At 36.0% G+C, this 21,400-nt stretch carries 19 protein-coding genes and 1 pseudogene; 6 read left to right on the top strand and 14 right to left on the bottom strand.

Annotation, left to right across the window (positions count from 1 at the left end; all coding sequences use genetic code 11):
* Positions 1–7: 7 nt before the first annotated feature.
* Positions 8–1,614, bottom strand: a pseudogene (locus MHB58_RS08105) (spore germination protein).
* A 315-nt stretch (positions 1,615–1,929) separates the two neighbouring features.
* Here MHB58_RS08105 and MHB58_RS08100 point away from each other — a divergent pair.
* From MHB58_RS08100 to MHB58_RS08085, 4 genes are all read left to right on the top strand, one after another.
* Entirely contained in the window at positions 1,930–2,964 is a 1,035-nt protein-coding gene (locus tag MHB58_RS08100) for an ABC transporter permease (RefSeq protein WP_008406664.1), read from the top strand.
* Between the two features lies 1 nt (position 2,965).
* The gene (locus MHB58_RS08095) at positions 2,966–3,652 is read left to right on the top strand and encodes an ABC transporter ATP-binding protein (RefSeq protein ID WP_008406662.1); all 687 of its coding nucleotides are present in this window, start codon (positions 2,966–2,968) and stop codon (positions 3,650–3,652) included.
* A 114-nt stretch (positions 3,653–3,766) separates the two neighbouring features.
* On the top strand, positions 3,767–4,447 hold the full coding sequence (locus MHB58_RS08090) for a response regulator transcription factor (RefSeq protein ID WP_008406660.1): 681 nt from the start codon (positions 3,767–3,769) through the stop codon (positions 4,445–4,447).
* On the top strand, positions 4,444–5,823 hold the full coding sequence (locus MHB58_RS08085; protein WP_008406658.1) for a sensor histidine kinase: 1,380 nt from the start codon (positions 4,444–4,446) through the stop codon (positions 5,821–5,823). Before MHB58_RS08090 ends, MHB58_RS08085 begins: the two co-directional genes overlap by 4 nt.
* A gap of 214 nt (positions 5,824–6,037) precedes the next feature.
* Here MHB58_RS08085 and MHB58_RS08080 read toward each other — a convergent pair whose 3' ends face one another.
* The 13 genes from MHB58_RS08080 to MHB58_RS08020 form a co-directional block, all read right to left on the bottom strand.
* Positions 6,038–7,033 carry an NAD(P)/FAD-dependent oxidoreductase gene (locus tag MHB58_RS08080; RefSeq protein WP_014824100.1) on the bottom strand — a complete coding sequence of 332 codons (996 nt, stop codon included), beginning with the start codon at positions 7,031–7,033 and terminating at the stop codon, positions 6,038–6,040.
* Positions 7,034–7,289: 256 nt separating this feature from the next.
* Positions 7,290–9,683, bottom strand: a complete 2,394-nt coding sequence (locus MHB58_RS08075; RefSeq protein WP_340734992.1) for a heavy metal translocating P-type ATPase — start codon at positions 9,681–9,683, stop codon at positions 7,290–7,292.
* A gap of 92 nt (positions 9,684–9,775) precedes the next feature.
* A complete protein-coding gene (gene copZ / locus MHB58_RS08070; protein WP_340734991.1) occupies positions 9,776–9,985 on the bottom strand; it encodes a copper chaperone CopZ in 210 nt (69 codons plus the stop codon).
* A gap of 13 nt (positions 9,986–9,998) precedes the next feature.
* Positions 9,999–10,325: a metal-sensitive transcriptional regulator gene (locus MHB58_RS08065; protein ID WP_008406650.1), complete on the bottom strand. Its 327-nt coding sequence runs from the start codon at positions 10,323–10,325 to the stop codon at positions 9,999–10,001.
* 100 nt (positions 10,326–10,425) lie between these two features.
* Positions 10,426–11,214, bottom strand: coding sequence for a class I SAM-dependent methyltransferase (locus MHB58_RS08060; protein WP_340734990.1), 789 nt, complete (start codon positions 11,212–11,214; stop codon positions 10,426–10,428).
* Complete coding sequence (locus MHB58_RS08055; protein ID WP_008406646.1) at positions 11,202–11,636, bottom strand: BrxA/BrxB family bacilliredoxin; 435 nt, start codon at positions 11,634–11,636, stop codon at positions 11,202–11,204. Before MHB58_RS08055 ends, MHB58_RS08060 begins: the two co-directional genes overlap by 13 nt.
* Positions 11,637–11,928: 292 nt before the next feature.
* The gene (locus MHB58_RS08050) at positions 11,929–12,969 is read right to left on the bottom strand and encodes an ROK family transcriptional regulator (protein WP_340734989.1); all 1,041 of its coding nucleotides are present in this window, start codon (positions 12,967–12,969) and stop codon (positions 11,929–11,931) included.
* An 11-nt stretch (positions 12,970–12,980) separates the two neighbouring features.
* On the bottom strand, positions 12,981–13,733 hold the full coding sequence (locus tag MHB58_RS08045; protein ID WP_340734988.1) for an SIS domain-containing protein: 753 nt from the start codon (positions 13,731–13,733) through the stop codon (positions 12,981–12,983).
* A complete protein-coding gene (locus MHB58_RS08040) occupies positions 13,734–14,852 on the bottom strand; it encodes an N-acetylglucosamine-6-phosphate deacetylase (protein ID WP_340734987.1) in 1,119 nt (372 codons plus the stop codon).
* A 5-nt stretch (positions 14,853–14,857) separates the two neighbouring features.
* Positions 14,858–15,613 carry a 6-phosphogluconolactonase gene (locus MHB58_RS08035; RefSeq protein ID WP_340734986.1) on the bottom strand — a complete coding sequence of 252 codons (756 nt, stop codon included), beginning with the start codon at positions 15,611–15,613 and terminating at the stop codon, positions 14,858–14,860.
* Positions 15,610–16,758: a hypothetical protein gene (locus MHB58_RS08030; RefSeq protein WP_340734985.1), complete on the bottom strand. Its 1,149-nt coding sequence runs from the start codon at positions 16,756–16,758 to the stop codon at positions 15,610–15,612. The genes MHB58_RS08035 and MHB58_RS08030 overlap by 4 nt, the downstream gene beginning before the upstream one ends.
* Entirely contained in the window at positions 16,758–17,966 is a 1,209-nt protein-coding gene (locus MHB58_RS08025) for an AGE family epimerase/isomerase (RefSeq protein WP_340734984.1), read from the bottom strand. The genes MHB58_RS08030 and MHB58_RS08025 overlap by 1 nt, the downstream gene beginning before the upstream one ends.
* A 3-nt stretch (positions 17,967–17,969) precedes the next feature.
* A complete protein-coding gene (locus MHB58_RS08020) occupies positions 17,970–19,457 on the bottom strand; it encodes a sodium:solute symporter family protein (RefSeq protein ID WP_340734983.1) in 1,488 nt (495 codons plus the stop codon).
* A 449-nt stretch (positions 19,458–19,906) separates the two neighbouring features.
* On the opposite strand from MHB58_RS08020, the gene MHB58_RS08015 reads away from it, so the two are divergent.
* Positions 19,907–20,074, top strand: a complete 168-nt coding sequence (locus tag MHB58_RS08015; RefSeq protein ID WP_087617627.1) for an aspartyl-phosphate phosphatase Spo0E family protein — start codon at positions 19,907–19,909, stop codon at positions 20,072–20,074.
* Between the two features lie 314 nt (positions 20,075–20,388).
* Positions 20,389–21,156 (top strand): TerC family protein, encoded by a 768-nt coding sequence (locus tag MHB58_RS08010; protein ID WP_065216209.1) that lies wholly within the window; start codon positions 20,389–20,391, stop codon positions 21,154–21,156.
* Positions 21,157–21,400: the final 244 nt, after the last annotated feature.

Genomic DNA, 21,400 nt, shown 5'->3' with positions numbered 1-21,400 from the left:
ATCCCTCTCATTCCTTATTTTTTGGAGGTGCTGGCTTTGCAGAGGATGGATTTTGTTGCCTAACTCTATTTTTTTGACTGATTAGATGGGGTCGAGTCAACAAGCTCCAGAGCGGAAATACAATAAACGTATCCTTTTGATCGGAAACATTAAATGGTGCAACCGGTGACATATAAGGTATCCCAAACGAGCGTAAACTGCATAAATGTAAAATTAGAGCGATTAATCCAATAGTAATTCCATAGAGACCAAATGATGCTGCTAAAGCCATAAATGCAAAGCGGAGTATCCTTGTAGCAATCGCCATATCGTAAGAAGGTGAAACAAAACTGGATATAGCCGTAATTGAAACAATGATTACCATCATGGCTGAAATTATTCCTGCCTCCACAGCGGCTGTACCTATCACAAATGCCCCAACAATGGACATTGCTGAACCAATCGCACGAGGCATCCTTACACCAGCTTCGCGTAATATTTCAAACGTTATTTCCATTATTAGTGCCTCAACAAATGCCGGAAATGGAACACCTTCTCGCTGAGCTGCAAGGCTGATAAGGAGTGCAGGTGGTAGCATCGTTTGATGAAACGTCGTGATTGCAATAAATAATGCAGGTGCCAGCAATGTAATTGTAAATGATAAAAAACGCAGGAGCCGAACAAGACTCCCTATAAGCGTCCGAACATAGTAGTCTTCCGGAGATTGAAAAAACTGGATGAATAATGCTGGAACAATCAGCACAAAGGGTGTTCCATCTACAATGATCGCTATGCGCCCCTCGAGTAGTGCTGCGGCTACTACATCCGGTCTTTCTGTATTAAAGACAGTAGGAAAAGGTGTATATGGCGTATCCTGAATTAATTCCTCGATATTTCCGCTTTCCAGAATTCCATCAATTATTATTCGATCCAAACGTAAATTAACTTCTTTTACTATTTCGTCATTTGCAATACCGTTGATATAGGCTATAGCAACATTTGTTTTCGTTCGTGTACCAATCTTTTTTGACTCAATCAAAAGTTCGGATCTTTTATTTTCCTGCGGATCAGCGCAGTATTGACACGTAAATTTTCGGTAAAACCTTCACGCGGACCCCTAACTACTGTCTGGGCCACTGGTTCCGTTACCCCACGCTCGACCCATTGCCTGTTGGAAATAGTTAAGCCTTGATCATAGCCATCGATTAAAATAATCGTATCCCCTGACAATAGATTCGTAAACAGAACATCAAAGTCTCCTATTTCTTTAATATCTCCTACTGTCATGGCGACATCTTTTAATACGCTGATAAGATTTTTCTGAGGGAGAGTCTTTCCCAGTAATTCAATCTCCTTTATATCCAGCATCAGCGTTTCAAGTATAAAGTTTTGTAAAGAAGTTGTATCGGTTAATCCGTCCGTATATATAATACCTGCTTTTATCGTTTCTTCTTTACCAAGTAGAATTTCACGGATGACAATATCCGAACTGGTTCCAAGAGCATCTTTTATAAATTGTAAGTTTTGTTGAAGATTTGTTTTTATCAGATTATTTTCAATGTCAACCACTTCCTGAATCTGAGTAGCGGGAGAGGAACTAACTTCACGAAATTTTTCCTTTTTCTTAAACCACATCGTATCCCTCTCCTCTTCTTCATTCAACCATTTATATTATTTATTAGTAATTTATGGTATATAAATAATTTAAGTCTATGTTAGAGTATGAACGATTTGGTTAATTTTTATACGAATAATACAACCGGCAAGGGGCTTATAAAACGAAGCCAAAGGAAGTTATTTCTGCAAATTTAAACATCTCGAGCCTAATAACTGCTGACCTTCCATTTAAAAACAGTTCAAATGAACCCGAAATGTAATTTACTGTTCATCCCCCGTTCATATTCAATTTATAAACTATGGATGTAAAGAACAGATCGGAGGAAAGTAAAAATGAATATTGCGTGGAAAGAAATCAAGAAAAATAAAGTGAGATTTTTAATTTTAGGTTCCATTATTTTTCTCGTTAGTTTATTAACATTTATAATATCTGGTTTAGCAAATGGATTATCACAAGACAATGCTTCTTTAATTCAAGATCTACCAGATGGTCAATTTTATATGAATAAAGATGGAGACGAAACTTATAATCTGTCAAAAATAGATAGTAGTATACAGGATAAAATAATAAACAACGAAAAAGATGCTGTGGCATTTTCAATTCAAATGGGTTTCTTAACGAACAAAACTGACAAACAACAGAGTGTAGCCTTTGTTACATCCACTGATTCAGAACTATTTGAGAAGGTGGAAGATGGGGAGATTATTTTAGATCGCTCAATGGAGGACAAAGGGATAAAGGTTGGAGATACGTTAACGAATAATCAATTCAGTGGCGAATTTAAAGTAAAGGGTTTTGTCGACCAAAAGAAATTCAGTCATGCCCCGGTTGCATTTATAAACACTAAGAATTTCCAGGAAATGTATCGGGTTATGGAAATGCAACTGATATTTATACCGGGAGGAGATTCTTCACAACAATTCGCAGGCTTGCAATCCTTTACGAACAAGGATTTCCTCAATACCATTCCAAGCTATAATGCAGAACAGATGTCATTAAATATGATTGTTTGGTTTTTAGTTGTAATTAGCGGAATGTTATTTGCCATCTTTTTTTATATGATGAATATTCAAAAAGTCGGTTTATATGGGATTTTAAAGGCAATCGGTATGAAAACAAGCAAGCTGTTCAAAATCATGTGGTCACAAATGCTCTTTATAACGGTCGTATCGCTTATATTGTCCATTTCTTTCAGCCAAGTATTTAATATGATTGCACCTGAGGGAATGCCTTTTCATTTAACATTTGAAAAAACCGCCCAATTATCTATAGTTTTCCTGCTAATCGGTTTTATCGGAGCTACACTCTCTGGAATACAAATCAAAAAAATCGAACCATTACATGCGATACAACAAGGAGAGGCTTAATATGACAATATTCACACTAGAAGATGTTAGGAAAACATTTGTTACTGGTGAAGTAGAGGAAGAAATACTAAAAGGAATCAATCTTACGCTTAAAGAAGGAGAGGTAACTGCATTAGTAGGTGCATCAGGTTCTGGTAAAAGTACGCTCCTTACTATAGCTGCAGGATTACAACCTGTATCTGATGGGCAAGTTATATTCGACGGAAATAATATGACTGCCATGAGTTCTGAACAAGTTCGAAAAATTCGGGCTAGCAAATTTGGCTTTGTCTTTCAATTTGCTCATCTTGTTCCTTTTCTCACAGTAGAAGAGCAGTTAATGTTAATGCTGGATGTTTCTGAATCAAACTTAAGCAAACAGGAAAAACATGCAGAAGTTAATAACATTCTACAACTAGTTGAAATGAATCATAGGAAGCATGCTTACCCCTCTTCCTTATCGGGGGGAGAAAAACAACGGATCGCCATTGCCCGAGCAATCATCCATAAACCGAAAGTTCTCTTTGCAGATGAACCAACTGCCAGTCTTGATTCAAGGAAGTCCAGAGATGTTATGCTGTTAATTCAAGATTTAACTAAAACGTTGAATATCGCTACATTAATGGTTACCCATGATGAGGAATTGCTTTTATATGTAGACCATGTGATTAAAATGAGTGATGGAATGGTTTTGCAAAGTGAAAAATAGATTCTAATAGATGAATTATGTGACAGAACATCAATGAACAGCCTGGACGTATATGGCTGTTCATTTGTTAGTTCATTAAATAGACGAAATTTCTATAAAACAGGAGAAAATAGAATGACAACAATTTTAATTGTAGATGACGATATCAATATATTACAGCTTGTAAACATCCACTTGTCCGAAGCAGGTTTCAAAGTTTTCCAAGCAAAAGACGGGACTGAAGCATTAGGGATTCTTAATCGAGAAGTATGTGACTTAGCAGTAGTGGATGTAATGATGCCTTTTATGGATGGTTATGCCCTAACAAGGGTGATTCGAAAAAAATACGATATTCCCGTTATCCTTTTAACTGCCAAAAATCAAATTGAAGATAAAGAAATAGGATATAAATCTGGTACGGATGATTATCTAGTCAAGCCGTTTGAACCAAAAGAATTAAATTTTAGAATTGAAGCCTTACTGCGTCGATACGATAAGCAATCCGATGAATCGATTATTCGTTTAGGAAGTACAACTATTAATAAAAAAAGCTATGAGGTTCAGATTGGTGACCGGACGATTCTCTTACCTTTAAAGGAATTCGAACTCCTGTATTTCCTTGCTTTAAACCCTATGCAAGTATTTTCTCGTGATCACCTGATCGAACATATATGGGGTGTGGATTACGAAGGAGATGAACGGACAGTAGATGTTCATGTAAAACGATTAAGAGAACGTTTTTCTAAATTGACAGATGATTTTCATATTAAGACAGTGCGTGGGGTTGGCTATTCATTGGAGGCAATCAGAAGATGAGATCTCTTTATGTGAAGTTTGTTGTGTTCACGATTGGAATTATGATTTTTAGTGGAATATTAGCTTTTTTAATCTCGAATATGTATTATCAGCAAAAATTAAAACCATTTAATGACCAGAAAAACACAACAATTGCATTAAACATTGCTGAATTTACCGGGAACCAACCTGATTTAGATCTAAAAGATTATTTTGAAAACATTTCGTCAATTGGTTATCAAATTTTCCTCGTTGACAATTCCGGTAATGAATTTTATTTTGGTGCACCCTTTAGGGAAAAGACATTGTCTCATTCCACCAAAGAACAAGTAATAAACGGTGATATTTTTCATGGGATTCTAAATTTCCCACAGGAGACATTTGTTACAGGATTTTTTGCAAACGAATTGAAAAATACGATTGGTGTTCCATTGACACATAACGGGAAAAAGTATGCGCTTTTCATTAGACCGGATATTAAGCTACTGTTTAACGAAATGCATATTTTATTCGGATGGCTGCTGGCTTTGGCGATTATGCTGAGTATTATAATGGTCATTTTTATAACTAAATATTTAGTTCATCCGATCTCAAAACTTACATCTGCAACAAAATCACTCTCAAACGGAAATTACAATGTCGATCTTGATACTACCCGTCATGATGAATTAGGTGAACTTTCACTTAGTTTTTTACGGATGGCCAGTAAACTGGAGCAGATGGATGAAATGAGGAAAGAGTTTATTTCGAATATCTCTCATGATATTCAGTCACCTTTATCTAATATAAAAGGATATGCAAACCTTTTGAAAAGCGAATCCATGAGTCCGGAAGATAAAAGCAATTATATTTCGATCATCAACGGAGAGATTAAAAGACTGTCTACATTAACAAGACAGTTATTACTTCTTGCTTCGTTAGACCGAGATGAGGATATTATGAAAAGAAAGTCAGTTAATATCGGAAAACAAATTAAGGAACTTATACGGAGCAATCAGTGGCAAATTGGAGAAAAAGGTATTACGCTCGGATTCACATTACCGGATGTAGAAATTACTGGGGATCCGTCCTTACTTAATGCGGTCTGGGACAATCTGTTAACAAATGCCATCAAATATAATAAACCGAATGGCATTATTGAAATATCCATTAAAGAACAAGGAAAATCGGTGTTGGTATTCTTTGAAGATTCGGGTATAGGTTTGAATGATAAAGAGAAAGAAAGAATTTTTGACCGCTTTTATCGAGTAGATACTGCACGGTCGCGTTCAGTAGATGGAACAGGACTGGGACTTTCAATAGTTGCTGCTATCGTTACATTACATGGTGGAATCATTCATGTGAATAGTATTGAAAACCAAGGAACGAGCTTTGTCGTAGAATTGCCTGTCAGGTAGTAACAGTAAAAATAGATTGTATCAGACAACTATAATTGCCAAGTGGCAGAAAAAAAACAGCTGGCTTGAGCCCGGTGAAATACCACTTTCAATCCAACCGATTACCTGCCTAATCAAAACTCAAAATTAAAGGGCTCACTATCAATTCATATGTAAATTTGATAGTGAGCCCGCTTCCCTGTTATACATTCCAATCATACCGGATTAATGAATATTATTTATTGAAAAGGTCGGTGCTGTGCGGTACATGCTTTTTTGCTGACGGATCAATAAACAACCGTGCCGCACTAATGGCAACCGGCGCTTCACCGAAACCAGTTGCAATCAACTTCACTTTTCCATCGTAAGTTGATACATCACCAACAGCATAGATTCCCTCGATATTTGTTTCCATTTTAGAGTTTACAATAATGGAATTTTTCTCGATTTCTAATCCCCACTCCTTGATTGGACCTAATGACGATTTAAATCCATAGTTCACAATTATGTCATCAACCTCAAGTGTTTCTTTATCCCCTTCTGCATTCCGGATGATAATTTGTTTAATGCCGTTTTCATCGCCAAACAACTCATCCGGCATATAAGGTGTTTTGATCGCCACACTTGATTTGAACAGATTTTCAACACTGTACTCATGTGCTCGGAATTGATCTCGTCTATGGACAATTGTAACTTTGTCAGCAATAGGTTCAAGCATAAGCGACCAGTCAATAGCTGAGTCTCCTCCGCCGAAAATAACTACATTCTTTCCCTTAAAATCATTTATATCGCTGATGAAATAATGAAGATTTTTGCCCTCATAGTATTCTGCTCCTTCAACTTCCAGCTGTCTTGGCTGGAATGCGCCAAGACCTGCTGTAATAATGATTGTTTTTGAATAATGGATTTCTTCTTTCGTTGTCAGCTTAAATGTTCCGTCATCCAACTTATTAATCGTTTCAACACTTTGACCAGTTACTACTGTTTGGTCAAACGCTGACATTTGTTCTTTCAGATTATTGACAAGTTCCTGCGCCCGCACCTTCGGAAATCCTGCGATATCATAAATATATTTATCAGGATAAAGTGCAGCAAGCTGCCCACCTAATTGTGGAAGACTTTCAATCAGTTTAACTTCAAGCTGGCGCATGCCGCCGTAGAATGCTGTAAACATCCCCGCAGGACCTCCACCGATAATCGTGACATCATATACCTTTGAATCTTCCTTCATATTGATGGCTCCTATCATTATTGGTTTATTTCTAATAAAGATGGATTGATTAAAGTCTATTATTTTCAATTCCATTTTACACTTCGATTGTAAGTTTCCACTATAATTATTTTCAAAACCTATACTGTGTATTTATGTTGGTATATTCTTATTAAATTTAAACTTCAAAATGGATCGTCATTCCCTCAATTATCCTGTAAATCTTCTTAGTCCTTTTATGAATGAATAGCCTTCTTTATTCAGGAAGTCGGTATTTTTACAATTTTATACGCTGCAGTCTCAATGCATTCAACACAACCGAAACGGAACTGAATGCCATTGCTGCGCCTGCTACCCAAGGTGCGAGGAAACCGAGTGCAGCGATCGGAATACCGATGACATTGTAGGCAAACGCCCAAAACAGGTTTTGTTTAATATTCGTCATCGTTTTACGGCTCATTAAAATCGCATCGGCAATACTGTTCAAATCTCCGCGAATCAATGTAATATCAGCCGCCTCCATCGCAACATCCGTTCCAGTGCCGATTGCCATCCCAATATCAGCTACCGCAAGGGCCGGTGCGTCATTGATCCCGTCACCAACCATCGCAACATTTCGTCCCTGTTGTTTCAAGTTTTCAATTTGCTGTGCCTTTTGTTCCGGCAGCACTTCAGCAATGACTTCATCAATACCCACTTCTGCTGCAATCGCTTTTGCCGTTCGTTCATTATCACCTGTAAGCATAATCACTTTCAGACCAAGTGCATGCAGACGTCTTACCGCTTCAGCAGATGTTTCTTTTACCGTATCTGCAACGGCAATAATTGCAGCGAATTGGTTGTTAATTGCTACTAGCATCGCCGTTTTCCCTTGCTGTTCCAATGAAATCAATTGCTGTTCGATCGGTTCTTCAATACTAATTTGTCGATCCCGCATCAGTTTTCTCGTACCTACAGCTACTTCTACATTATCCACTTGTGCTTCAATACCAAGCCCTGGTAGTGCCTGGAAGCTTGAAACAGCCGAAAGCTTAATCCCGCGCTCTAATACACCTTCAACAATTGCTTCTGCCAATGGGTGCTCAGACTGTTTTTCTGCAGAAGCAACAATGCGCAGGACATTATTTTCTTCTAAATCACTGAACAATACAACATCTGTCAAAACCGGTTTCCCGTTTGTAACCGTCCCTGTTTTATCGACAACGACAGTATCGACAAAACCAGTCTGTTCAAGGTGTTCCCCGCCTTTAAATAAAATACCAAACTGTGCCGCACGTCCTGAACCCGCCATAATCGATGTTGGTGTCGCCAAGCCAAGCGCACATGGGCATGCGATGACAAGTACTGCAATTGTTGCCTCAAATGCCTGAATGAATTCTCCTCCGATCAGCCACCACAACATGAACGTCACAACGGCAATTCCTACTACTATCGGTACAAATATATTAGAAATCTTATCGGCAAGACGCTGAATCGGTGCTTTGGAACCTTGTGCCGACTCGACGATTTTAATGATTTGCGACAATGCTGTTTCACTGCCAACCTTTAATGCCTTCATTTCCAGTGCACCATTTTTATTCAGTGTTGCACCATAAACGAAATCGCCTATATTTTTTTCTACCGGCAGACTTTCGCCTGTCAGCATCGATTCATCCACCGCAGAAGTTCCGGAAACGACTTCCCCATCGACTGGAATCTTTTCACCCGGCTTGACGCGGACAATATCATTGATGCGCACTTCTTCAAGTGGTACCGCCTGTTCAACGCCATCACGGATCACAAGCGCTGATTTCGCCTGCATGCCCATCAATTGTTTGATCGCCTGCGAAGACTTGCCTTTTGCACGTGCTTCAAACAGTTTCCCTAATAAAATCAACGTAATCAGCACCGCGCTCGTTTCAAAATACAAGTGTGGCATATGACCGCTCGGATGTGCGAGCATTTGATAAATACTGTAAAAATAGGCCGCACTCGTTCCCATCACAACGAGCACATCCATGTTTGCCGCACCGCTGCGTAATGATTTGTATGCACCTACGTAAAACTGCCACCCAATAATAAATTGAACGGGTGTTGCTAATGCGAGCTGTACCCAAGGATTCATGAGTATATCAGGCACGTATAAAAAACTCGTAAACGAAAAATGTGCAACCATCGTCCATAACAAAGGCAATGATAAAATGGCCGCCGCGGTAAATTTAATTGTTTGCCGTTGGATCGCCTTTTCCCTATGATCAACCGGATCGCCCTCAACGACTGGCTGTGCTCCATAACCGATCTTTTCAATCCGTGCAATAATATCGGACATCGATACTTGAGACGGATTAAATTCTATCGTCGCTTTTTCCAATGCCAAGTTCACATTCGCCGAAGCAATCCCGTCCATTTTCCCGAGTACCTTTTCGATTCTTGCCGAACACGCCGCACACGTCATTCCATCGATTGTAAAGTCGACTTTCTCTTTTACGACATCATAACCGAGCGCTTGGATCTTTTGCTCAATATCCTGAGCTTTGATGACCGTTTCATCATATTGAATCGCTGCTTTTTCAACCGCTAAATTGACATTCGCCGATTCGACCCCTTCCATCTTGTTCAGGCCTTTTTCAATTCTTGCCGAACATGCCGCACACGTCATACCTGTTACTTGCAATGTCAGTTCTTTAGTCATGTTCTCACCTCTTTATACCTCAAGGGGGTATAGAATTTTGTAAAAAGAGAGGTTCTCTAAATTAGAGAACCTAAATCATTTGTAAACCTCAATCATTCAACAACGTCATAACCTTGTTCATCAATTGTTTCTTTGATCTGCTCAACAGTAACGGCATCTTCGTTATATGCAACCGATACTTTTTTCTCAGCAAGATCCACTTTTACTTCCTGTACACCAGTTAAAGCGCCAACACTAGTTTCTACAGATTTCACACAATGACCGCAAGACATACCATTCACATTTAACGTTACATTTACCATACTCGAACACTCCTTATTTTTTCATCATTTTTTGAATAGTTACGACAAGCTCGTCCAATACTTCAGTATCGCCTTCATTTAGACGATCCACGACACAGCCTTTTAAATGACCTTCCAGCAAGATCTTCGCGACACTATTTAATGCCGATTGCGTTGCGGATAATTGTGTAATCACATCATCACAATACACATCTTTATCAATCATGCCTTTGATTCCGCGAATTTGCCCTTCGATTCGATTTAATCTTGTCGTTAAATCTTTTTTTATCGGTTCAGGATGATGACTTTTACGACAGCTCACTTCATGAGTTTCCAATAATCCATCATTTTCATGAATCATTCAATCAATCCCCCTTACTTAATTTTACATTACCATACCTATAAGGGGTATGTAAAGCGTTAAGAAAAACGCTGAAGTCCTTGTAAAAAGAACTTCAACGCTATTTTATTTCGTACACACCATAATGAAACTTGGCTGTTAACCGCACATCACGCTGAAACTGGTACTTTTCAAACCAGCCCGATTTATAATGGGCCTTTAACACCACCCGGCTTTTCGCAACACGCTTTGCTTCAGCCACCCATTCATCAGTTAACGTTAAGTGCTTTCCGGCATAACGCAACGCTTCAAAATTTGTCGATTCTTCAATGATTTCCTCGAACATCGGGTCCATGTAGACAACATCAAAGCTGTCATCTTCTTGATTCTTTAAATACTCTAGAGCAGTAGTATGAACAACTTGGATATTTCGCATGCATGCAGTTAACGGAAGTTCTGTCGTGTCATAATTTTGCATCCCAGTTTTCACAATAAATGCGACATTTTGGTCCGCTTCCAAACCAGTTACTTTCCCTTTCTCGCCAACTGCAAAGGTCGCCAATAAACTATCGGCCCCGATGCCAAGAGTGCAATCCAAAAACGTATCCCCTTTTCGAAGTGCACAAGCAGTAAGCAATGGATCATCTTCACCGCGAGCCACACGCTTCAAACGAAAAGCGGCAGAGTTTGGATGAAAAAAGAAAGGCGCCTCAGCACCTTTCGCATAGTATTCGAAACGGTTTTTTCCCGCAACAACGACATTAGCATCGTACACTTCGGAAAGCTTACGAACCGAACGTTTTTGGCGCGGAATAATTTTTGCCTGCAGCACCTGACTTGCGAATTCAGCTAATTGAAGTGATTGCTCGTCCGGTCTACCTGCAGTAGTGACAATTGTTACTCGGCACATACTTGTTTTAACACATCTGATAAATGATCACGAATTTGTTCCATTGGATGACCTTCGATTTGATCACGTGGAATGAAATAAGCTAATTGACCATCTTTTAAAACTGCCATTGATGGTGAGCTTGGCGGAACTTCATCAAAGTATCCGCGCATTGCTGCAGTAGCTTCAGGATCTTGACCGGCAAATACGGTTACTAGCTGATCTGGTTTCACATCTGCAACTGCTTCACGGGCAGCCGGACGTGCCAAACCTGCAGCACAACCGCAAACAGAATTGATTACAACTAAAGCTGTCCCTTTTGTTTCAGCCATAAATTCATGGACGCTATCTGCCGTTGTTAATTGTGTAAAGCCTGCGCTTTCAAGTTCCGTACGCATTGGCTGTGTTACCTGACGCATGTATTCATCATAAGCATTTGTCATTTTTCATAACCTCTTTCTGTTTATATGTATTCACAACGCTCATTATATCAAGGTTATTAGCAGTTGTACAAAAATTGGATTTCTGGGATTTGCGAATTTTCTTAACGTAAATATTTCGAATTATAATAACGAAGAGTTCTTTAAGTTAATTCATTCCTTAATCGAATCCTTCTACCTAAATTTTTCTCCCACATCTGATCCACACTTCTCTAGAACTTAAATTATTAGTAGCTGCCTGTAATAATGTTTAATTTAGTGTAGACCACTTTTCCATTTTGAATTATGTTAATAATTACGTTGTTACGCCTTCAATCTTTTCATATTCAAAAATTGTTAAAATAGCTCCACCTAATAAAGGCGGTGTAATGTTGGTATTAAAATTTATAGATAAATCTTTTAAGATCTCATCTAATAGTTGCTGATTTAAAGTATTCCATATTTCTGTCTGGAATACATTTTCTTCACAATATTTGGATTCAATAATAATCCGATTGGGATTTATTAAAACTATTGTATGTTTTAATACTTGAGCAATATTGGCCGCTACATTTTTAATAAATTTTTTTCTTTGCTCAACGGATTTATTTTCAAGATTATTTGTATTACAAATCTCCTCCAATGTCTGACCATTCTCTAACCTTATATGTGAAATTTCCCCTGCAACGTTAAATGCACCTTCCCAAATTTCACCATTTACGATAAGAGCACTACCTATTCCTTGATCAACCTTTAGATAATAAATTGTTTCACTGTTATTATTTTTCCAAGCTTGATAAATAGCTGTGCATTTTACGTTATTTTGTATATAAAGTGGTGACTTTAAATATTTTTTCAAGAAAAAGACTAAGTCAATTTCCTTCCACATTAACTTTTCAGAATAAACTACCTTACCTTTTATACTGTCGACAATTCCAGGTATGATCACCGTAATCCCAATAAACTCTCCAAAGCTACTCTCTAGATCCAACAATACATTTGCAAATTCTTCCATATTACCTTCGTATGGGAATTTTTGTTCATATATTATGCTAGTACGATAATTATAAATACAAATATGAACTTCTTCTTTTTTTAAATTTACACTCATAATTTTTAAATTATCAACTTGTATATCTAATGCTACTTTTGGTCTACCACGACCTTTTTCTTCTACAGAAACACTTTTTTCTTCAATAATTTTTTCATTTATTAGTTCTTCAACAGCTAAAGATACTGTATTTTTACTTACATTTAAGATCTTCGCTAAATCTTTCCTTGAAATATTTGGATGTTCCCGAATTAATTTAATGATTAATTTCTTATTAGCGATACGTAAAACACCGACACCTGCCATAATACCCCGTCCTATAATTTTTTTATGCGATGCTTAAATTGGTTAATAAATTGAGCATTCCACTCATCTCCACCTGTGATGTTCCCGCTTTTCCAAATAGGGGGCTCAATGCCCTGTCTACTCAATAAGTCGATAATTTCAATCGTTAAACAGTTTAGAATAATATTATTAGCAAAACTAGAAACTGCGCCTACAAGCTGTGCAACACCATCTATTGAAATGACCGCATCTCCAGGCAAAATTTTTGAATCAATATGAACATCTACTAGTTCATTCAAGTTTTTTTTCGTAATATGACGTGCGGGATGGTCTAAAGGCGTTTGTTCTGCATGTGTCTTTGATGAAATGCCGATGATCTTCATTCCCAATTCCTTTGCATAAAGTGCACTATCAATTGTAGCTGCATTTATCCCATACGCATTTACTATAATTAAAACGCCATCTTTTTTTAAAGGATAATCCTGTAATACAATAGGTGCATAACCTGTAATTCGTTCTATTTGCATTGATCGCAAAGCTCCCGAACTTAGAAGCGTCCCTTCATCTAAAATAGCACTCATATGCATGAGTCCACCAGCTCTAAAAAACACTTCTTGTGCAGCAATATTTGAGTGACCACCTGGACCATAAATATGAACAATTTCATTATTTTTAATCTGGTTGACAATTAGTTCTGCAGCTTGCCGAATCACTTGCATTTCTTCTTCAACAATCTTCCCCATTAATTGTTGTGTATGTTTTAAATACTGTAGACTATAGGACATTTAACACCAATCCTTTCCCATCAAATAGGATGCCTTTATTTCCAGTGTATATGGATCAATTAGTACAAAGTCAGCTTTATTTCCTACATAAATCGGATCTTTTTCTCGCATCAATGAATATATATTCGTAGTAACCAAACTTATTACGTTTAATATATTTGGCTCGATATGTTCATAAAAATATACCATACATTGCCATAAGTTTTTTGCACAACCAGCTAAATATTGGGGGGACTCTGTTAAAAATAGTCTCCCTTCTTCAGTTAAGGTAACATTACCTCCAATAGCTTGAACGTAGTTACCCGCTGGTAAACCTGCCAAACTCACTGAATCACTTACTAAAATTAACTTTCCGTTTTTCGCACGATTTATGACTTTCAGTATGTTTTGATCTAGATGGAATCCATCTGCAATGACAGATGCATAGAGCTCATCATTAGCTAACTGACTCCAAATATAATTAGGATGGCGTGGGAGCATTGCTTCCGCACCATTCCCCAGATGTGTAGACAAACGCGCACCTTTTTCTACTGCTAAATTGATTTCGTTACCATTGGCAGTAGTATGGCCTATTGCAATTGTGACTTCTGAATGCAATGCTTCAATAAAAGGTATTGCTTCTTTCCATTCGGGACTTAAAGTAACAATTTTAATTAATTGTCTTAGGTTATTACGCAAGGTCTTAAACTCTTCAATATCCGGTGCCTTAATAAATTCAAGTGCATGTGCACCTTTAGCTCCATCTTTAGTAGAAATATACGGACCTTCAAGATGTATACCTTTCACCATTTTTTTAGCGAGTGGGCTTGAATCGACCCATTCACAAATATTTTCCCCTAACTCTACCAATTTATTAAATTTATTTGTAATAATCGTAGGATAAATTTGCTGAATCCCCAATTTTAATAATTCTTCTAATACGATATTAGCTTGATTAAAATTAAAATTATCATTGAAGTCCACACCGTTATATCCATTAATCTGAAGATCAATAAACCCCGGTGATAATATAGGAAGGGATTTGTCATACTCGATTTCTTCAATTTCCGAAAATTTTGAATCAGATATTACAAATCGGTAGGACTTTTGTGTTTTATAATGTGTAGCTTTTATTTCCAAAGTTCTCACCCTCTTTGATAACAACTTTTATCCGTGAAAAGTAAACTATTCTCATGCTTTCTTAAAATCGTTGCCGGCATATTTTCATTAATTTCTTCATCCATTAATCGATATAATGCTTTTGTTTTAGTTGGTCCAGGTACAATGCAAAAAATTTTTTCTGCGCTTACAAGTGCTGGTATCGTTAATGTTATCGCATGGGTTGGCACCTCTTCGATTGAGTTAAAACAGCCATCATTTACTTGTTGTTGACGAGAAATATCATCTAATTGAATTTCTTTAACAAAATGTGGATCATCGAACTTTGCATAAGGTGGATCATTAAAGGCAATATGACCATTTTCTCCAATTCCCATTATACATATGTCAATAGGGGCTTCCATTAATAACTTTTCATAACGACTGATTTCATCTTGAATTGTATTTAAAGAGTTAATTTTATGAAATGCACTTGGTTTTATGGCTTTAAATAAATGTTCATCCAAAAAGTTAGAAAACAAAGCTGGATGATCAATATGTAAACCAATGTACTCATCCATATGGAAACAGGTAATCTTTGACCAATCAATAGTTTGAGAATGTTGAAGAAATGCTAACACTTCATTTTGTGAAGGGGCAGCAGCAAAAATAATTCGAATATTGTTTTTTTTAAATAATAACTTATTTATCGTATCTTCTATAGCTTTCCAAGCTGCATGTCCCATTAGATGACGTGTATCATATATATTTATTTGTAATAAATTTGAATAGATTTGTTTCAATTAAGCCACCCTTTCCAAATATCGTGGATTTTCATTTCAATTGAGGGATCAAAAGTGCCACGGTTACCAAATACTTTAATAAATTCTTTCCCTTCGTAACCGCCATTATTTATTTGTTTTTGCGTAGCAATATAACCAATCATGCCATCTGTGTAACCTACACCATATATATTATTTAAATTCATTTGATAAAAATTACTCATTTCAGCATTAGCAAAGATAAAGGAACATTGCGGTGAAATAGATAATAAACTTGATCTAAATTGGAGTTCATGCTTTTCAAATCTCGTACAGGGAATTGGTATTATTTGTGTTTCAAATAATTCAAAGTTTATCTCTTTTGTTTTAATTAGAGGTTCTGTATATAGTTTTTCTTTCAAAACCTTTTTACTATCCTTAACCGCCTTAATAATTTTTTGACCAAAATTTTCAATATCATTCTTATTTCCACGATAATATTCTCCGTCTTTCACTAATTCCGGTCGTATATCACCACAGAATCCTTGTAAAAATATAACTGGGATTTGATAATATCTTTGTAACTCTGAAATAACAGTTCCACAATATTCACTACTAATTTTGTTCATATCTGAAACAGTGGGATGACATGCAAAGTGAACAAATAACAATTTTGGCACATCTCCATTACAGAGCATGATACTCGTTACCTTTTTATCAATCTTCTGTTCCTCATTCGGTGCCATTTTTATTAAATTCCCATCTTTTCGTCGACGGTAACTACTGACGTTCACAATATTCTCTAAGATCTGAGTGTGACTACATGTAAATCTCTTTAAAGATTGTGTACATTCCAATATTCTTATCTCTAAAAAGTTCATATATTCTAAATCTATCTTTCCGAGAATACTTGATAATTCTGTATGCGTATTTGGCGTACAATGAGAATGTGAAGCATGAAAAAGAACTTTAATACCTTTTAAAGCCAACTTTTTCTTCCATTGCAATACAAGTTGATCATCCCACCATAATAAATCTGCTGTAAACAACCAAACATCTCCTAATACGATTAGTCGCAAATATAAGGGCTGGTGTACTTCTTTAGCATATCCTTTGCGATGTGCAAATCCTCCCAATTGAATAGGATTCGTAGGTGTTATATCCACTTCGGAATAAGCAAGATACATTACCCCCACCTCCTTACTATACAAATAAAATTCCGTAAAATATGAAATGGATCTTTAACTGGTAATGCTACTACCTTGTTTATCGGGCTACCTGCCTGGTCCAGTATTTGATACCATTCTCCAACATCTCTATTAGGAAATTTCTCGAAAGTATATGCTTTTACTTTTTCATAAATGGTAGAATAAATATTATTTTTTGTTAAATCATAAATTAACAGTGAAGTATATAGGGTTTCAGAATGTGGCCACCATAGTTTAGTAGTAGCGGTATCTATTATTAATTGTTCCATCGGAAATTGAATTTTTTCTGAATTAGGATATACAAAACGCAACAAGCCTCCATAATCATTGTCCCATCCTATGTCAAAATTAAAAATAAACATTTTTTCTAATTTTTCAATAATTTTAGGTGTCAGTTCACCTAAATGTTCATAAAGATGTGTATGAAACCAAATAGCTTCAATTGTGTGACCTGGATTGATATGACTTCCTAGCAAACTATTCTGCAAAATTTTATTTTCACTTAAAAATTCTATTACTTGCCCATTATTTTTAACAAAACGATCTAGCAAAGTCTCACTATATTTTTTTGCTTTTTCTATAAAATCATTTTTTTCTTCAAACTCTTCCGCACATAACGCTAATTCGTTTGCCACATTTAATAAAATCATCCAAATCGACTGACTTTCAAATCCGTCTGGAATGGGATAAGGTGCTGTATTAAAGCGGTTATCAATTATTCTTAATTCAATTGATTCGAAGACTTTTTTTGCAACCTGATATGCTTCTCTTTTCCGGAAAACTTTAGCATAATTACTCATCCCTAATACAAAAAAACAATCCGCAAATATACTATCATTTTGCGATTTTTCATAAACTATACCCTCTTTAGATAATAAAAAGGCAATAGAATAATCTTCCATCACAGCATGTCTTAATAAAAAATCAGTAGTTTGGTTCGATATTTCCTCTAATTTAGAGATATTTATATCTAATATCTTTTTTTTACTACAATCATATAAAGAGGCACAAAGCCATAAGAAACGGCCTTGTGACCACGTATATTTATCCTCGCTTATTAGAGTTTTTCCATCGTTAGAAATACATGTAAATATTCCACCATATTTTTCATCAATAAATTGCTCCCAATAAGGCCAAAAATCATTCTCAATTAATTTTTTATAAAATATAACTTCATTTTTAAGCATATCTTATACCTCATTATCTTTTGATGTATCACTTATACCTTCTAATAATGTTTCAACCTCTGTTGATACTGGATTATTTTTATTTAATAAGCCTATTCCTACATATACGATGAACGAACAGAATACAGGTAAGCCTGTTGTAAAATACAATGGATAACCAGAAGTGAATTTTGTAAAAGTAAATGCAGTTAATCCTACAATAATTGATGCTATTGCTGCAGTAGAATTCGAGTGTTTGAACACTTTAAATAACCCCAGCAGCATTGGAATGGCAATTGGTCCTACTAACGCTGCAAACCAGGTAATTAATAGTCCTATAACTCCTCCAAAGTTTTCATAGAAAGCAGCTACTATTAATGTTAACAGAGTAAAGATTACTGTCACAATTCGCCCTATCGTTAATGTTTTCTTTTGATCTAAATTAGTGAATTTTTTACTTATTGTCGGTAAGACGTCTTTTGTGATAACTGCAGAAATTGTATTCGCATCTGATGAAGTCATCGACATTGTCGCAGCAAATAGAGAAGCTACTACTAATCCAATCATTCCAGCAGGTAGTAATTCTTGAACTAAAAGTGCATATGATTTGGTTGGATCTTGAATTTCCCCTATAATTAATGGTGAAGCCCATAAAGGGAAAAATATTATCAATGGGAAAATTAAATAAAGTGAACCTGATAATAATGCAGATTTTTTTGCTTGGTTAGCATTAGGCGCTGAAATATAACGAGTCGCCAAATTCCATGTACCTCCGTTGTAGCTTAAAAACACAATGAACATATAAATAAAGACATAAGCCATTCCATAAGGTTCTACAAACAAATCACTATGTGAATCCGGTAATTGATTAAATACATTGCTGAATGAGCTAAATCCACCAAAATCGAGGAATACAATAAAGAACAAAACAACAGATACTACCAATGTAATTAGGAATTGCACAAAGTCAGTTACTAAATCTGCCCATAAACCACCAATTGTAATATATATCAATGAAACTACCCCTGAAAAAATAATTCCATAAAAAATTGAAACACCTGTAAATACGTTTAGTAAGATACCTATAGCAGCCCATTTTGCACCAACATCAAATAATTTTAGTACTATCCCACACCATGCAATAAGCTGTTGAGTTGCTAAATTATAACGCCTTGATAAATATTCCGTAGGTGATTCAATATCCAAAACTTTTCTTAACCGTGCCCACCTCGGTGCCATAATATAAGCCCCTGAGAAGACTGCAATTGTAATTGGTATGGCCCACCATACATAAATATTGAAGCCAGATGAATAAGCGATACCAGCATATGCTACGAATACAGCCCCACTATAACCAGAAACGTGATGAGAAATCCCCGCTAACCACCACGGCACCTTACCACCTGCTACATAATAATCTTTTGAACCATCAATACGCTTGACAACCCAAAAACCTAAAATAATCATTACTACAAAATATGCAATTACCGTTAACCAATCGATTGCCCCCATAATTCCCCTCCTTTTAATCCTATTTTAGGATTAATGTAACAAAAAAAATTAAAACAATCAATATTTTTTCTGATTTTTCAGAATATTAATCCTTTAATCACACTTTATTAAAGGTCACTTGCAATTATGGATAATTAAAAAAGACAACAATGCTCTTTTATAATTCATCTCAAATATCCCTAATTTAAGTACCTGCAACTTCTTATAAATATTCAATCATCTACCTTCGCCTTTATAATTCAACCCAGTACTCACATATTATTTTTCTTGTCAATATAAAAGATAAATTTTTTTGAATAAAAAGTTTGTTTTTTACAAATTATTGAATTTTCCATTTTTAACATGTTTCGACATTTATCTTGTTTAAAATAAGATAGGATTAAACAGTTGTCATTTTATATTAACAAAAGTTTAAAAACTACCAACTATTATTGAAAGGAAATTTATCGATGAAATTTTTACTATTAAAAAAGGTACTAAAATTAAGAATTGAGACAAAAAGAAAAATTATGTACAAAAAAGCAAGGGATTTAGGTTTCACTCACCCGGAAGTCGTCAATTGCAGTCAGGAATTGGATGAATTGCTTAATAAGTATTCGGATATTGCCGCCTTATAAAAGAAGGATTACATAATGCTTCACTTCGTATTATTAACTGGACATAGCTCATTGACTGCCAATGGGCTATGTGCCTATGTGTATTATATGATCCATGTTTTTATTCATAATAACCCTTTTTATTCCCCCTTTAAAATATGAAAATTCCTTTCCCTAAAAATCCTTATAGTGAACTAACATATTTCCAGCATTCATAAAATGGACATTTACTAAGCTTTGATGGAGACATATTTAATTTTAAAGAGGTTATACTCTACGTAAATGGGAATATAATTTTTGTTAGCATTAATTTAGTGAAGTTAGGGGGAATGTAATTGGATATCTCTTTATTACTAGAGTATGGTTGGGTATTATTATTGTTAATTGGCTTAGAAGGTTTGCTTGCAGCAGACAATGCCCTAGTCTTAGCAATTATGGTTAAACATTTACCTGAAAAAGAAAGACGAAAGGCACTATTTTATGGTCTTGCAGGTGCTTTCATTTTCCGGTTCGCTTCTTTATTTATTATAACGTTTCTAGTAGATGTATGGCAGGTTCAGGCTATTGGTGCCCTATACCTATTATTTATAGCAATAAATCACATTGTCAGGAAACTCTATTTTAAAAATAAAGGACCAAAAAAGGAAAAAGAACAGAAAAAATCTGGATTTTGGGGTACGGTTATAAAAGTCGAGTTGGCAGATATTGCATTTGCGGTTGATTCGATATTAGCAGCAGTAGCTCTTGCAATGACACTTCCAAATACAAATTTACCGCAGATTGGTGGCTTAGATGGCGGAAAGTTCCTCGTTATATTTGCAGGCGGATTAATCGGGTTAATCATCATGAGGTTTGCTGCAAACTTTTTCGTGAAACTTCTTGAATCCAAACCAGGACTAGAAATTGCGGCATTTGTAATAGTGGGATGGGTAGGTGTCAAGCTTGCAGTATTAACTTTAAGTCATCCTGATGTTGGTGTCATTTCTTATGAGTTTGCCCACTCCCTCGAGTGGAAATTGATATTTTATGGAGTGTTAATCGCTATTGCACTAGCTGGATGGTTTTTATCCAATCGCAAAACAACAAAAACCTCAATAGAATAATTTTAACTAAAAATAAGTGGTCCCATTGCTTAAACCGATCACAAATAAAAAATAACCCTCCACCAATTCAGTGGAGGGTTTTATTCATTTTGACTTCTCATTATTTAAGGTTTCCTTTCTGATAAGATACATGCTCTTTAATTTGCCCAATCGTGGTTTATTTTTCACGTTGGTGTCAAAGATTTTTTCTGCCTCCATTCTATTAGAAACTTTCTGCATCAATTTTAACCACCTCCCTATCTTT

The organism is Solibacillus sp. FSL K6-1554, from assembly GCF_038005185.1.
GTDB lineage: Bacteria > Bacillota > Bacilli > Bacillales_A > Planococcaceae > Solibacillus > Solibacillus silvestris.
Note: the sequence above shows the minus strand (reverse complement) of the source record. Positions and strands in the feature narration are given on the sequence as shown.